The 15,776-nt window shown below is 64.4% G+C and carries 9 protein-coding genes and 1 tRNA gene; 6 read left to right on the plus strand and 4 right to left on the minus strand.

What is annotated here, in order from left to right:
- The first annotated feature begins 31 nt into the window (after positions 1-31).
- Positions 32-511, plus strand: a complete 480-nt coding sequence (locus tag ISP15_RS01515; RefSeq protein WP_404544309.1) for a nuclear transport factor 2 family protein — start codon at positions 32-34, stop codon at positions 509-511.
- An 83-nt stretch (positions 512-594) separates the two neighbouring features.
- Here the strand turns inward: ISP15_RS01515 and ISP15_RS01520 are convergent, their stop codons facing one another.
- Positions 595-2,544, minus strand: a complete 1,950-nt coding sequence (locus ISP15_RS01520; protein ID WP_404544312.1) for an SUMF1/EgtB/PvdO family nonheme iron enzyme — start codon at positions 2,542-2,544, stop codon at positions 595-597.
- A gap of 104 nt (positions 2,545-2,648) precedes the next feature.
- Here ISP15_RS01520 and ISP15_RS01525 point away from each other — a divergent pair, with 104 nt between their 5' ends.
- On the plus strand, positions 2,649-3,764 hold the full coding sequence (locus ISP15_RS01525) for a ribonuclease D (RefSeq protein WP_404544315.1): 1,116 nt from the start codon (positions 2,649-2,651) through the stop codon (positions 3,762-3,764).
- A 49-nt stretch (positions 3,765-3,813) separates the two neighbouring features.
- Positions 3,814-3,889: transfer RNA gene (locus tag ISP15_RS01530), tRNA-Ala, on the plus strand.
- A 787-nt stretch (positions 3,890-4,676) separates the two neighbouring features.
- On the opposite strand, the gene ISP15_RS01535 is transcribed toward ISP15_RS01530, so the two are convergent.
- Positions 4,677-5,381 carry a nucleotidyl transferase AbiEii/AbiGii toxin family protein gene (locus tag ISP15_RS01535; protein ID WP_404544317.1) on the minus strand — a complete coding sequence of 235 codons (705 nt, stop codon included), beginning with the start codon at positions 5,379-5,381 and terminating at the stop codon, positions 4,677-4,679.
- A complete protein-coding gene (locus ISP15_RS01540) occupies positions 5,374-5,793 on the minus strand; it encodes a helix-turn-helix domain-containing protein (RefSeq protein WP_404544320.1) in 420 nt (139 codons plus the stop codon). Before ISP15_RS01540 ends, ISP15_RS01535 begins: the two co-directional genes overlap by 8 nt.
- A 378-nt stretch (positions 5,794-6,171) precedes the next feature.
- Between ISP15_RS01540 and recC the strand changes: the two genes are divergently transcribed.
- From recC to recD, 3 genes are read left to right on the plus strand one after another with little or no spacing between them, the layout of a single operon-like run.
- On the plus strand, positions 6,172-9,660 hold the full coding sequence (gene recC, locus ISP15_RS01545) for an exodeoxyribonuclease V subunit gamma (RefSeq protein ID WP_404544323.1): 3,489 nt from the start codon (positions 6,172-6,174) through the stop codon (positions 9,658-9,660).
- Positions 9,657-13,313 carry an exodeoxyribonuclease V subunit beta gene (gene recB, locus ISP15_RS01550; RefSeq protein WP_404544325.1) on the plus strand — a complete coding sequence of 1,219 codons (3,657 nt, stop codon included), beginning with the start codon at positions 9,657-9,659 and terminating at the stop codon, positions 13,311-13,313. The genes recC and recB overlap by 4 nt, the downstream gene beginning before the upstream one ends.
- Entirely contained in the window at positions 13,303-15,279 is a 1,977-nt protein-coding gene (gene recD / locus ISP15_RS01555) for an exodeoxyribonuclease V subunit alpha (protein ID WP_404544326.1), read from the plus strand. Before recB ends, recD begins: the two co-directional genes overlap by 11 nt.
- A gap of 73 nt (positions 15,280-15,352) precedes the next feature.
- Here the strand turns inward: recD and ISP15_RS01560 are convergent, their stop codons facing one another.
- A complete protein-coding gene (locus ISP15_RS01560) occupies positions 15,353-15,772 on the minus strand; it encodes a type IV pilin protein (protein WP_404544328.1) in 420 nt (139 codons plus the stop codon).
- Positions 15,773-15,776: the final 4 nt, after the last annotated feature.

A 15,776-nucleotide genomic window follows, 5' to 3' on the forward strand; every position in this document is an offset into this window, starting at 1 on the left:
CGATTCGCACCATCCAGGCAAGGAGATTGAGATGTCGGCACACCAAGAACGTCGCCCACCGCTTCCTCCCTTTACCTTGGAAACGGCCACGCAAAAGGTCAGGCTTGCAGAAGATGCCTGGAACAGCCGCGATCCGGAGAAAGTAGCGTTGGCCTATTCATTAGATACGGCGTGGCGCAATCGCGCGGAATTCGCCACCAGCCGCGCCGAGGCGAAGGCGTTCCTCGAACGCAAGTGGAAAAAGGAACTCGACTATCGCCTGATCAAGGAATTATTTGCCTTTGGCGGCAACCGGATCGCGGTGCGCTTCGCCTACGAGTGGCACGATGATTCCGGCAACTGGTTTCGGTCCTATGGCAACGAGAACTGGGAGTTCGACGAAGACGGCCTGATGCGGCGCCGGCTCGCATCCATCAACGACTTGCCGATCAAGGAGTCCGAGCGCAAGTTTCATTGGCCGCAGGGCCGGCGCCCGGACGAACACCCAGGGCTGGGCGATCTGGGCCTCTAAATGCCATCTTTGCCTGACGGACCCGAACACTACGGATGCCAATGAGCGCCGCCGCGAAGCGGCTTTCATTCCGCATGCCGACATTACAACTCACGCAGGATGCGAAAGCCGACGCGACCGCTGCGCACGCTCGCATCCGCACCCTGCCGATAGGCCGAATTCGCCTGCTCCGGCGAACTGCCCCACGAACCGCCCCGTACCACGCGCGTGGAGCAGCCCGGATTGATCCACGCGCTGCCATCCACCGGTGCGCGCACGTAGTTGTCGTGCCAGCAATCGGCCATCCATTCCGATACATTGCCATCCATGTCGTACAGGCCGAACGCATTGGGCGCGAACGACATCACCGGCGCCGGTCCCCAGTAGCCGTCGCCGTAACCTTCGAATGCATGGCTCCAGCGGCGCCCGCTCGGCGAGCGGTCTAGCGAACCGGTGAGGTTTTCAACTTTGCTCTTAGGCGTGCCGGCGCCCCACCAATAGCGTGTGGTGCTGCCGGCGCGCAGTGCGTATTCGAACTCCGCTTCGCTGGGCAAGCGGTATTTCTTGCCGGTGCGCTGGCTCAGCCACTGCACGTAGGCGTTGGCATCGTTCCAGGAAATATTCACCACCGGCAGAGCTTCGTTAGCGGGATGGCCGACATAATCGTCTTCCCAGTTGGCGTTTGAATCGTCGCGCATCACGCCGGTGCGCTCGTCGTAGATGCTGGCGCCGCCCAGCTTGATCGAATCGGGCTTGTATCCACTGGCGCGCACGAACTCCCGGAACTGGCCGATCGTGATGTCAGACTGCGACAGCGCGAAGCCCTTGCCAAGGGTGACCTGGTGCTGCGGCAGCTGCGCGTCCGCGCGACCCGGCTCGCCGTCCGGCGCCCCCATCATGAAGTTGCCGGTTGGTACGACCAACATGGTCGGCGACTGGCCGGTCATATCCACGAAGTGATCGGTGAACACCTGTCCAGGCCGGTAGCTGGCGTAGAGGCGTGCATTGGTCAACCGCTCCTGGAACTCGGCGACGCCGGCCAGTTGCGGGCTGATCGACTGGGCCTGTCCCGCCAGTTGCTTGGCGAGCGCGATATTGCCGGCGTCCAGCGCCGAGCGCGCCTGCGCCAGGACTCCTTCCGCACGCTGCTGGCGGATGCCATCGACCTGCTCGCGCACCGTCTGCAACTGCGCGGAGCCCGGCTGGATCGACTGCGCTTCGGCAATCGCCGCCTGCGCACCCGCAAAATCGTTTTGCGCCACCGCTGCCAGCGCACGGTCCAGCACTACCCGCTGCACTTGCAGGATGCCTTGCACCGCCACCGCGTTGTCCGGATCCAGTTGCTGCACCTGCCGATACAATTCCAGGGCGTTGTCGGCAGCGGGCTTGTCCACCCTGCCTTGCTGCAGCAGATCGGCCGCCTGCGCCAGCATCGGCCGCACTTGCAGCAGGGTTTTCATGCTGGCTTCGAGCGGCGCCACGTCATTGGCGCTGTTGGGCAAGGCCTTGAGATTGTCCAGCAACGCGCCCGCCGATTCGGAGTCGCCGATGGCAATGTCCTGCGTGATGGCGGCGATCAGATGCGTGCGTACCTGGTCCAGCCCCTGGACCGCGGCACGGCTGTCCGGCTTGAGCTTGAGCGCCTGCTCGTACAGGCCGGCCGCGCTGTTCTTGTCGCCCGTTACCTGGCCGGCGAGGAAGGCCTTGTTGGCACGCTCCAGCAAGGCCCGCACTTCTGGCGGATCAGCCCCCAACTGCTCCGGCAGCAGCACCGCCTTGCGATTCAGGCGCGCCGCGATCACCGCAGTGGGCGCCAGGGTAAGCGGCGGTCCAGCGTTGATCGCGTCCTGCGCGGCCGATTGCGCACTCCCTGCCCTGGCCGGAGCAGAAGTCCGGGGGCGCCCCGCGCTGGATGAACTCGGGTTCGCCACCTCTTCCGGGCTGACGTGGAATAGCTCGGGAAAAAAGTGATACGTGAGGCCGAACGCCAGCACCAGCACGCCGAGCGCCCCACCGAATGCCCGCTGGCGTTGTACGGTTTCCTTGCTCGGCATGTGGGCGTTCCGTGACTGGCCTGCTATGGTTCGCTGCTTACCATATGGCACCACCGATGATGGGGCAATCGCGAATTGCTTTTTCGTCGCCCCAAGGAAAGCTCATGCTCCTGCCCGTATCGCCGCCCAAGGCAGACTGGATCGAACAACGCAGCGAACTCGAGCAGTGGCTGGCCGGGCTTGCTGCCGGCGCGGTGCTCGGCCTAGACACCGAGTTCATGCGCCGCGATACCTTTTATTCGCGCCTCGCGTTGCTACAGCTGGGCTGGAACGGGCGCTACGCGCTGGTCGATCCGCTCGCCTTCGACATCGCCGGCGCACTGCTGCCGCTGGAAAGCGCGCACGTCGTCACGCTGATGCACAGCGCCAGCGAAGACCTGGAAACACTCTCGCCATGGCTGCCCGCAGGGCCGCGCGTCCTGTTCGACACGCAGATCGCCGCCGCCTTCGTCGGCATGGGCCTGGGCATCAGCTATCGCGGCCTGGTTGCCGAACTGGCCGGCGCCGAACTCGACAAAGGCGAGACGCGCTCCGACTGGATGCAGCGCCCGCTCACCCCCTCCCAGCGCGACTACGCCACGCTGGACGTGGTTTATCTGCAGATCATCCACCAACAACTTGCCGAGCGCCTGCTGCAACGTGGCCGCGCGGCATGGCATGCGGAAGATTGCGAACGGCTCAAACGCAAAAGCTGCTCGCGCGAGGGTGATCCGCAGCCGCAACTCGTCTATCGCGGCGCCGCGGAATGGCCACGCGAGCAGCAGGCGCTGCTGCGCCGTATCCTGCTTTGGCGCGATACCACTGCCCGGCGCCTGGACAAGCCGCGCCCATGGCTGCTGGAAGATGCGCTGATGCTCAGCATCGCCCAGCAACCGCCGGCCACTCTCGCCGCGCTCGAACAGCGCAGCAGCGGCCAGCGTGCGCTGCGCTCCGCGCAGCGCACGGAATTGTTCGAGCTGCTGCAACCGGCGGTGAGCGACGAGGAGATCGCCGCCACCCATGCCATTCCCCCACACCCGCAAGGCAAGGCCAAGCAAGCCTTGTCCGCCATGAAACTGGCCGTGGACACGCTCGCCACCGAACTCGACCTGCCCCCCGGCCTGCTGTGCTCGCGCAAGGTGCTGGAGGAATACGTGGTCACCGCCAACTGGCCGGAAGCCCTGGAAGGCTGGCGCCGCGGCATATTGCACGAGCGCCTGGCAAGCCTGCTGCCCGACTGACCAGGGCTTGGCCGCGCCCCACGGCGCTGCTAACATGCGCAGCTCACGTGGGGCGGTAGCTCAGCTGGGAGAGCGTCGCGTTCGCAATGCGAAGGTCGGGAGTTCGATCCTCCTCCGCTCCACCAATTCATCCCTTAAAAGCAGCGGCGTACGATTGCATCGTATGCCGCTGTTTTGTTTTTGTTTGGCGCAATTTGGCACTAGCGGTGTGCCAAATTTGTGCCATCGACCGGACGATTGAGCGCTCGCTTATCGCCGATACCCCAGACAGGCATTCTCAACAAATTGCAATTGCATCAGACGGGGATTCACCGCAAATCCATCCGGTTTCACCCTCGAGGCGTATCGACGCACGAAAGGTGCTTCAAACCGCGAAGACCCGATTAGCCACAGGCAAACGCTCGAAAGTGCCATCGCGGACATCCAGCTACCTGGGTCCCCAGCACAAGTCCATCTAGCGAGACAATTCGCCCACGACATGGCCCAAGACAGTGAGGCATCAGTCGACGAACTCGTTAACGACTTACGACGATCGCTACGCGAAGAACTCCACCTTCCTGAAGTTAAGGCGCGCGTTTTATATCTGCGTTTCAGTGAGAAAGGTTCATCACGATCTGAACTGACACATGAAGCGACAATAAAAGACATTGGCGATAAAAGACATTGGCGATGCCAGCGGAGATTGCCGGGGCCGCCACGCCGGATCAGAGGCTATTACTTCGCGAGCGCGTACACCCGGCGAACCCATCGCGAAGATCGTGCGTTCGCATAGAGAAGCATATCCCGCCAATGCATGCGGGCAACGAGACGCATCACTGCGGATGCTGCCGACCTTACGACCAAATCCTCTTGACGTCGTCGGAGGGTGCGCATGACACGCTGGTTCCGCGGCCCTATCGTCCACAGCCTTTGCTATGGCTTCATCGCGAGTGCACTGTCATCCCATGGATGTTCCAAGTGATGTTTGATATCCCCTGCCAAGGCGATGTCCATGGACATTGCCTGCAGGCAGTTTGCAAGATAGGCGTCGTCGGACAACATCTCCACACTCTTGTTCCACGCCTTGAGGATGGATGCACCGTAGGCCCCTTCCGCCTTTTCGAGCGCACGCGGCGGGATGGGTCCCCATTTATCGATCATCATAGCCAGGTCGACCATGTCGCGACTGAGTGTCGACTTATCGAGACCTCGATCGGTATTCGCGAGCAGCTTTTCAGCATAGGCGTCGACCGGCTCTATCAGGGGAATGCCGAGCAGATCCTGATTGCTGTCGTCCAGCTCGATGCGCGCTTCACGAACCAGTTCGAACTTTATGGGAATTCCATCGACCTCAAGTATCGTCGAAATCTTGTCCCTGTCGGTTCTCACGTCGCGCAGATATTTGACGGGGTAGCTCATTAGATGACCCAAGGTGGGTAACGCAATGGCTTCGCGAAGCATGCGGTAACCGTGCACATCCGCGCACAGGAAATCGATGTCGACGGATTCGCGGTATTCACCACATTGCAGCGCGATGGCGGTGCCGCCGGCGAAATAACACTTCGCCCGGCGTAGCAGGTCGCCGTCGATCGCACGGAGTACCTGCGCGATGCGCTGGTGGTGCGGGCGCTTAAACATGCAGCACTCCATTCCCGTAACGCTTCACCAGGTCATTGAGCAGCGCACGCTCCTGGCTATCCATGGCGGCCTCGTCGATCAGCGGCCAGTTGCGCTCATAGAGGGCCAGGGCTTCCCGTTCGGGAATCGTCCGCTTGCCCGGTCGGTTCCATGCCACGAGCTTTAGCTGGGGGTACGTGTCGATTGCCACGGTCGGCTCTTTGACGGCCGGCGCCAAATTCAGCGCCCGCATCACGGCCGCGTAGGCACCTATAGCTACGCTCGGCCGTCCCTGCTCAATCTGGATGAGCTTCTGGCGGCCGATACCCGCCAAGGCGGCCGCGGCAGCCTGAGTGAGGCCCATGCGCTCCCGCCCGGCCCTTAGCGTGGCGCCGAGTTCCTGCAGGGGATCGGTCTTTGCGGTCACGTTCATGTCTCAAATATACGACATTTGATATCAATGTCACGTATACGTGACATAACTTGGGGCAATGGTCATTCAGAAATAGACAAAAGCCAGGCCACGGTCAGAGCTGCGCATGTGCTGGACCGGTCAGAGTTTCCCAGACACGCACGAACCGCTTTACGCCTCGTGCGTGAAGCGCTGTTTGCTTTGATGCACACCATCTTCTTTGCAGTATCGGTGTAGCGCCTAGTGTCAATGAGTACCTGAAACGTTTTCTACTTCGCCACACGAAAGCGGGTCATCCGATCCCGAGCGTCGCACCCGCTGCGACGCGAATCGGGCAAACTTGCCAAATCGTCTCATGTGAAGCGCGACATCCATGACTGCCTGCCGACGCAACCGATCGTGACCGCACTGGATATCACGCCCTCAACCAATCCGATCGAGCCCGGCCTGATGGTGATCCATGGCAATCGCCAGGAAGATCTGCGCGATCTGCTGGTGGCGTGGTTGCGGCGCACCCCGCTGCACCCGCTGGAAAACGAAGTGATGCTGGTGCAGAGCAACGGCATTGCGCAGTGGCTGAAGCTGGCGCTGGCGCGGCCGATCGAGGCCGACGGCCTGGGCGTCAGTGCCGCGGTGGAAGTGCAACTGCCGGGTCGCTTCCTGTGGCAGGCGTATCGTGCGGTACTTGGCGAGACCGCGGTGCCGGCTACCTCGCCGTTCGACAAATCGCGCCTCGCGTGGCGGCTGTTGCGGCTGCTGCCGCAGCATTTGGGCGATGCGGTTTTCGCGCCGCTGCGCAACCTGCTGGGCGATGCCGACGACTGGCGCCGGCGCTACCGGCTCGCGCTGCAGGTGGCCGATTTGTTCGACCAGTACCAGGTGTTCCGCGCCGACTGGCTGGACGACTGGCAGCATCGCAACGACGTATTGCGCGACACCCTGCGCCACCGGGTGGTCGAACTTCCCGCCGCGCAACGCTGGCAACCGAAGCTCTGGCGCCTGTTGCTGGAGGACGTTCCGGCGGCGCAGCGCGACAGTCATCGCGCGGGCGTGCATCAGCGTTTCATGCAGCAGTTGCAGGCGCCGGATTTTCACGCCGATACGCTGCCCCGCCGCATCGTGGTGTTCGGCATTACCTCGCTGCCGCAGCAGGTGCTGGAAGCGCTCACGGCCTTGGCGCGTTGCAGCCAGGTGCTGTTGCTGGTCACCAATCCGTGCCGGCACTATTGGGCCGATATCATCGAAGACCGCGAACTGCTGATGGCCGGGCAGCGCCGCCATGCCGGCAAGCCCGGGCTTCCGCCCGAACCGCGTTACGAAGACCTGCACCTGCACGCGAACCCGTTGCTAGCCGCCTGGGGCAAGCAAGGTCGCGACTTCATCCGCCAGCTTGACGCATTCGACCAGCCCGAACGCTATCGCCAGCACTTCGCGTCGATCAAGCGCAGCATCGATGTGTTCCGGGATATCGGCAACGGTGCGCTGTTGCATCAAGTGCAACAGGCCGTGCTGGACCTGGAGCCGATCCCTGCCGATCCGTCGCGGCGTAAGCGGTTGCGCGACGGCGATCGCTCGCTGCATTTCCACATCGCGCACAGTCCGCAGCGCGAAGTCGAAATATTGCACGACCAACTGCTCGATCTGTTCGAGCGCGCCGCGCGCGAAGGGCAGCCGTTGTCGCCGCGCGATGTGATGGTGATGGTGCCGGATATCCGCACCTATGCGCCGCATGTGCAGGCGGTGTTCGGCCGCATGGCGCCGGACGACCCGCGTTACCTGCCCTATAGCGTGGCCGACCAGCCCGGCCGTGGCGCGTCGCCGATGCTGGTGGCGCTCGAACGCCTGCTCGGCTTGGCCGAATCGCGCTTCACCGCCAGCGACGTGCTCGACCTGCTCGACGTGCCATCGCTGCGCCGTCGTTTCGGCATTGCGGAAGACGACCTGCCCATGCTGCGCCGCTGGATCGGCGAATCCGGCATCCGCTGGGCGCTGGATGGCGAACAGAAGCAGACGCTTGGACTGCCGCCCGACGAGCAGAACAGCTGGCGCTTCGGCCTGCGCCGCATGCTGCTCGGTTATGCGGTAGGCGATGGCCCCGCCCTGGACGGCATCGCACCGTATGCGGAAATCGGCGGACTCGACGCTGCGCTGCTTGGGCCGCTCAGCCAACTGCTGGAAACCTTGCGACGCTATTGGCAATGGTTCGCCACGCCGGCCACGCCGAGTCAATGGAGCGAACGCCTGCGCCGCCTGCTGCGCGATTGCTTCGATACGCGCGACGACCAAGCCGACACGCTGCGGCTTGGCCGCCTCGAAGACGCGCTGGATACCTGGCTGGATGCGTGCGGCGAAGCCGGCTTCGCCCAAGCCATTCCAATATGCATCGTAGGTGAGGAATGGTTGCAGGCGATCGACCAGAACCACCTGTCGCAACGTTTCATGGGCGGCGCGGTGAATTTCGGCACCTTGCTGCCGATGCGCGCGATTCCGTTTCGCGTGGTCTGCCTGCTTGGCATGAACGATGGCGACTATCCGCGCCGCGTGTCGCCGCCCGATTTCGACTTGATGGCACGCATCGGCCAGCATCGGCCAGGCGACCGCTCGCGGCGCGAGGACGATCGCTACATGTTCCTGGAAGCGTTGCTGTCCGCGCGCGACGTGCTGCACATCAGCTGGGTCGGCCATAGCGTGCGCGACAATAGCGAGCTGCCGCCGTCGGTATTGGTCGGCCAACTGCGCGACTATCTGGCAGCGGGCTGGCGACCGCCGGGTACCGCAATGGACGATGCCGATGCACGCAAGCACCTGCTCGCCGCGGTCACCACCGTCCATCCGTTGCAGGCATTCAGTTCTCGCTACTTCCTCGGCGGTGGACATGCGCGGCTATTTACCTATGCCTCGGAGTGGGCGCGCGCGCGTCGCGACCTTCCGGCTGCCGCGTCGCTACCGCTATCGCCCTGGCAAGCGCCGGCAGTATTGGACATCGCCCGCTTGCAACGCTTCCTGGCGCGGCCTGTGGCCAGCTTCTACGCGGAACGGCTGAAGGTACGCTTCGGCGAAACCGATGCCGGCCCCGATGACGACGAGCCGTTCGCACTTGACCGGCTGGAAAACCATGCGGCGACTTCCGCCCTGTTGCACCATGCCCTGGCGGCCGACGATGCCAGTGCGCTTGGTGAGGCAGCCCAACGCTTGCGCCAGCAAGGCGTGCTGCCTTCCGGTGGCTTCGGTGCACTGATCCTGGACGAGGTCAGCACGGACGTTCGCCATATCCTTGCTCGCTGGCAAACGGCCATCGCGCGCTGGCCGCACGGTAGCGATGCGCAAGAGTTGCACTTCGCGCATGCCGGCGTGCGGGTCGAAGGCTGGCTGGACGATGTGCGCAACGGTCCCGGACAGGCCCCGGCGCGATTGCTGCCGATCGCCGGCAACCTGTGCCAGGGCAAGGCGATCCGCTACGACAAACTGCTGCAAGCATGGTTGTTGCAGCTGTTCGCCAATGCCGGCGGGATCGCGCTCGCCACGCATATTTTCGGCACCGACGTTACCGTCATGCTGAAAGCCCAGGCATCCACGGAAGCGTCCGCGCAGTTGAGCGCCGTGCTGGATGCGTGGCATGAAGGCATGCAGGCACCGCTGCCGATCGCGCGGCAAACCGCCTATGCGTGGCTGCTTGCCGAGCGCAACGACAAAAACCCTCACGATGCCGCACGGACCTGCTACGAAGGCAGCGACGCGCCGATGGCGCCGCCCGGCGAGATGGACCGCGAACCGGGCCTCGCACGCACCTGGCGAAGCTTCGATGCGTTGTACGCCGATGGCTTCGAACGCTGGCTGGCGTTGTATCGTCCGCTGCTCGACGCCGCCACCCTGGAAGGCTCCGCATGAGCGCGATGGCTCCGCTCGATCCGCTGTCCTTGCCGCTGCAAGGCATTCGCCTGATCGAGGCCAGCGCCGGTACCGGCAAGACCTGGACGCTGGCGTCACTGTACCTGCGGCTGGTGCTCGGGCACGGCGGACAAGCGCCGCAGTTGCCGGCGCAGATCCTGGTCGTCACCTTCACGCGCGCCGCCACGGCCGAGCTGCGCGAGCGTATTCGCGAACGTCTCGCCACCGCGGCAGCGGCTTTTCGCGGCCAGCAAGCGGCCGATGCGTTGCTGCAACGATTGATCGGCGAGTACGCGAATCCCGATGAACGCGCCGCCGCTGCGCGCCAGCTGGAACTTGCCGCGCAATGGATGGATGAAGCGGCCATCTACACCATTCACGGCTGGTGCCAGCGCATGCTCGCCCAGCATGCGTTCGAAGGCAGCGAATCCAGCGACGACGTCGCCGATGAAAACGCGCGCCTGGCCGAAGCCGTGCGCGATTACTGGCGCCGCTTTTATACCCAGCTCGAGCCGGCCGAGGCGGCATGCGTCGCTGCGCAATGGCGTGATCCGCAAGCCTTGCAGCGCTGGCTCAGGCCCTTGCTGCGCCAGCCGATCCAGCAAGTGCGCGTAGACGGCAAGCCGCTCCCAGTGGTGGACGATTTGACCCGGGCGTTGCACCAGCACGAAGCGCCACGATGCGATGCGCAGCAGGCCGCACGCGCACTGTGGCGCGGCGATGTAGACGCAATCGAACAACGTCTGCGCGAAGCAGTACGGACCAAGGCGCTGAAGAACAATATCTTCAAGCCGGATAGCGTGGAACGCGAGCTGAGCGCATTGCGCGCGTGGGCGCATGGCGCGCCCGCCGAGCAGGCGCTGCTGGCGCGCTACACGCAAGCCAAGCTCGATGCGGCTACCAGCAAAGGCAATGCACCGCCCTCGCACGAGGCGTTCGCCGCCATCCAGCGGCTGCTCGATGCGTGGGCGGCCGAACCGCCACTCGCTCCCCTGCTATTGGCCCATGCGCTACCGTGGATTGGCGCACGCATCGAACAGATTCGCCAACGCCAGGCCACACCCGGTTTCGATGACATGTTGCGCCAGCTCGATGCCGCCCTGCACGGCCCGCATGGCGCGCAGCTTGCCGACACCATCGCCACGCAATATCCGGTCGCGCTGATCGACGAGTTCCAGGATACCGATCCGCTGCAATGGCGTATTTTCCAGCGCGTCTACGCCAACCGGGCGTCTACCGGATTGCTGCTGATCGGCGACCCGAAGCAGGCGATCTATGGCTTCCGCGGCGCCGATATCCACACCTACCTGAAGGCGCGCGACCAGGCCGATGCGCCCACCTGGACGCTGACCACGAATTATCGTTCCACGCCGGCGCTGGTCGATGCCGTGAATCGCGTGTTCCAGCATGCCGATGGCTGGCCGCCCGGCGCTTTTGCGTTTGGACATGGCGCGCATGCGCTTTCGTTTACGCCGGTGCACGCAGCCGGCACCGCGCGCACGTTGGTGTGCGATGGCCAGCCGGTTACCGCGATGCAGATCGATGTGCTGGCTGACGGTGCGCCGCTGGCCGCCGGCGCCTATATGGAAACCGCGAGCGACCACGCAGCGGCGCGCATCGTGGCGCTGCTCGATGCCGCCCAGGCGGACCGCTGCGCGTTCGTCGGCACGGATGGCGCACGCGCGGCACTGCGTCCCCATGATATCGCTGTGCTGGTACGCAACGGACGCGAGGCTGCCTGCATCCGTCGCGCGCTCGGCGTGCGCGGCGTGGCCAGCGTCTATCTATCGGAACGCGATTCGGTGTTCGCCACCGGCGAAGCATCCGATGTGCTGCTGTGGCTGCAAGCCTGCGCCATGCCGGCTTCAGATCGTGGCATGCGCGCAGCGCTCGCCAGCCTCAGCATGGACCGCAGCCTGGACGAACTGGACCGGCTCAACCACGACGAAGCTTATTGGGAACACTGCGGCGAGCAGTTCCGCAAGCTGCTGGCAACCTGGCAACGGCACGGCGTACTGGCGATGCTGCACAACCTGCTGCATGCGTTCGACCTGCCCGCGCGCCTGTTGGCAAAGGCACATGGCGAGCGCGTGCTGACCAACCTGCAACACCTGGCCGAACTGCTGCAGCATGCCGCCGCCGGCCTCGATGGCGAATATGCGTTGATCCGCTACCTTGCACAGCAGATCGCGCGCGCTATCGAACGCGATACGGAGACCCCCGAAGACCTGGTGCTTAGGCTGGAAAGCGAAGCCGACCTGGTCAAGGTGGTTACCATCCACAAGTCCAAGGGCCTGCAATATCCGCTGGTAATGTTGCCTTTCGTATGCCGCTTCCAGGAAGCGTCGCAAGGCAGTTGTCCGTCCTGGCACGACGATCAGGGACGAAGCTGGATCGACTTGCAGCCGAACGCGGACGCTTCCTCGCGCATCGAACGCGAACGCCTGCAGGAAGACCTGCGCCTGCTCTACGTCGCGCTGACCCGCGCCGAGCACGCTTGCTGGCTGGGCGTGGCCTATGTTGCCGATGGCCGCAGCAAGGCGCCGCTGCTACATCGCTCGGCGTTCGGCTATGTGTTGGCCGGCGGCGAACCGATCGAACCCGGTGAACTGGCGCCGCGCATGGAAGCACTTCGCAACGGCTTGCCTGACATCCATGTGCATCGGCCGGAGGAACCCGCCGGCATGCATATCTACCGCCCGGCGCAACCCGCGCGCCATGCCGATCGGGCGCGCATCTATACACTGACGCCGCCAGAGTCATGGTGGATTGCCAGCTACAGCGCGCTGACGCACGGCGCGAACGACACGGCGCGTCAGGCCGCGCCCGAAACCGCCACCCAGGATGTGCTCGCCGAAGCGACGCGCGAATCCGGCGAAGGGCCTGCGACCGCTACCGACTATGGCATCCATGCGTTCCCACGCGGCGCAGAACCCGGCACTTTCCTGCACGACCTGTTCGAATGGCTGGCGGAAACCGGCTTCGCTTCCAGTGCACGCGATACCCATGCACTGGAACGGGAGATCGCGCGCCGCTGCCAGCGACGTGGCTGGCAGGCGTGGATCATGCCGTTGAGCCAATGGTTGCCGGCGCTGCTGCATACGCCGCTGGCGTTGCCGTGGGGCGGATCGCTGATACTGGCGCGGCTGGATGATCGCAGGCGCTATCAGGCGGAACTCGAATTCTGGTTCGAAGCCATCCGGGTCGATACCCGCCAGCTCGATCAGCTGGTCAGCCGCCATACGCTCGGTGGCGCGCCGCGTCCGGCGCTGCCGCACCATCACGTCAACGGTATGCTCAAGGGCTTTATCGATCTGATCGTCGAACAGGATGGCCGCTATTACGTGATCGACTACAAATCCAACTGGCTCGGCGATACCACTGCCGCGTACACGCCAGACGCCATGCGCGAGGCCACCTTGCAGTCCCGCTACGATTTGCAATACGCCATCTACACGCTCGCGCTGCATCGTCAACTGCGCGCGCGGCTGCCCGACTATGACTACGAACGCCATGTCGGCGGCGTGCTTTATCTCTACCTGCGCGGTATCGACCGGGCCGGCCACGGCGTGCATGCCGAACGCTTGCCGTTCGCACTGGTCGATGCCATGGACCGGCTGTTCGCACACGGGGCGCATGCCGATGTCGCATGACGCCATGCTGGGCATGCTTGCCGAGGCCGTTTCGCAACGCCTGTTGCGCACGCTCGACCTGGCCTTCGCCCGGTTTATCGCCGAACGCGATCCGCAGGCCGAACCCTGCTTGCTGTTGATGGCGGCGCTGGCCAGCCGGCAATTGGGCGACGGCCATCCTTGCCTGGACATGCACGCCCTTGGTGCGCTTGCGCAGGCGCAGCAGTGGCCCGAATCCTGGCTGCCAATGCTCGAGAACGCACCGCCGCCCGCCTCGCCGTTATTGGCGGCCGCCGATGGACTGCCCGCCAATGCGCCACTGGTGCTGGATCGGCATCGGCTTTACCTGCGCCGCTACTGGCACGACGAATGCCGCGTGGCGCGCGGCATCGCCATGCGGCTGCATCACGACGCCGCGCCGGCCACGGACCTGCATGAGGAACTGCAGCGGTTGTTTCCCACGGTGCTCGATCACATCGATTGGCCACGAGCAGCCTGCGCGCTGGCCGCGCGCGGCGCCTTCAGCGTGATCACCGGCGGCCCCGGCACCGGCAAGACCACCACGGTCGTGCGCCTGCTCGGCTTGCTGCAAACCTTGCATCTGCGCGGGCATCCCCTTCCCTTGCGTATGCGGCTGGCCGCGCCAACCGGCAAGGCCGCGGCACGACTCAATGCATCGATAGCGCGGCATCTTGCCTTGCTGGACGTGGCGGACCAGGTGCGCGCGGCCATTCCCCTCGAAGTGGAAACCCTGCACCGCTTGCTGGGGGCACGCCCGGACACCCGCCGCTACGCCCACGACCGCCGGCGCCCGCTGCACGTGGATGTATTGGTGATCGACGAAGCCTCGATGATCGACCTGGAAATGATGGCGGCGGCGCTGGACGCCCTGCCGCCGCATGCGCGGCTGATCCTGCTTGGCGACAAGGACCAGCTTTCGTCGGTGGAGGCCGGCGCAGTACTGGGCGATCTCGGCCAACGCGCGGAACAGGGCCATTACAGCGCGGCGACGGCACAGTGGCTGCGCGCGACCAGCGGCGATGATGTGAGCGCCCTGGTGCGCGACGATGCGCAGCCGCTCGACCAGCACATCGCAATGCTGCGCACCAGCCATCGCTTCGATGCCGCCAGCGGCATCGGTCGATTGGCGGCCGCTGTCAACCTGGGCGACGTGGCGCAGGTAAGCGCCATGCTCGGCGCACACTCGCACGACATCGTTTGGCTCGGTGCCGCGGATACTTCCGTTGCCGATCTGGCGGTATCTGGCGATGCCGAATGTTTCGCGGCAACCGCCGCTGGCGATGCACCGCGGGGATTTCGCTTTTATCTGGAATATCTGAACCGGCATCGCCCCACGCTGGCATCCGACGCCCAAGCCTATCGCCAATGGGCGCGGGCCGTGCTCGACGCCTTCAACCATTTCCAGGTGTTGTGCGCGGTACGGCAAGGCCCGGCCGGAACGGAGCGCCTCAACCGGGAGATCGCGGCCAAATTGCTGGAATCGGGATTGATCGATAGCGATCGCGGCTGGTACGAAGGCCGGCCGGTAATGATGACTCGCAACGACTACAGCCTCGGCCTGATGAATGGCGATGTAGGTATCGCGCTGCGCATGCGCGGCACAGACCATGCGCTGCGGCTCTACGTCGCGTTTCCGCTGACGCGCGGCGCGACGCAGGATAGCGCGGCAGGACACGACGCGCAGGTACGCTGCGTCCTGCCCTCTCGCCTGGGCGACGTGGAAACCGTATACGCCATGACCGTGCACAAGTCGCAGGGTTCGGAGTTCGAACACACGGCGCTGGTATTGCCGGACGACACGTCGGCCATCCTGACCCGCGAACTGCTCTACACCGGCATCACCCGCGCGCGCCGCTGGCTGAGCCTGATCGGCACGCGGGCCAGCATCGAACAGGCGCTGGCGCAACGCACGCGGCGTTATTCAGGCCTTGCCGAGCGCTTGCTGTCGATGGGCAACGCCCCATAGTGAGCCTGGCGATTTCCAGCGGCCTGCCTCGCTGCGAAGCAGGCTCCGCATTTCCAGCGGAACCGCGTCGTGCCTACCAGCAACCGCCATTCGCATTCGCCATCCCATCCGTCCGGGTTGGTTTCTTGTTGCCGGCATTGTCGATCGACAGGCTGCCACACACATCGCCGACCTGGCTGTTGATCGGCGCTGCCGTTGCGATAAATGCTTGCGCGCTGGAGCCGGCCACCGCCAGGGTTACTTCGTAATAGCCGTGCGGCGATATCGCCGGATCGTTGTAGCCGAACTTGCTCAGGTCATCGGTATAGCGATTATGGATGGCGTACCAGCGCTCCTGTCCATGGGCGATTGCCATCAGCATCTGCTGCGCGTCCGAGCGGCGCGAGCGGAATGCGTAGCGCGCATACGACTGCGTGGCAAGTGCCGCCAGGATCGCGATGATCGCGGTGACAATGATCAACTCAAGCAGGCTGAAGCCACGGCAGCGTTCCATCGCA

Origin of the sequence: Dyella jejuensis, assembly GCF_044904675.1 — a bacterium.
Lineage (GTDB): Bacteria > Pseudomonadota > Gammaproteobacteria > Xanthomonadales > Rhodanobacteraceae > Dyella_B > Dyella_B jejuensis.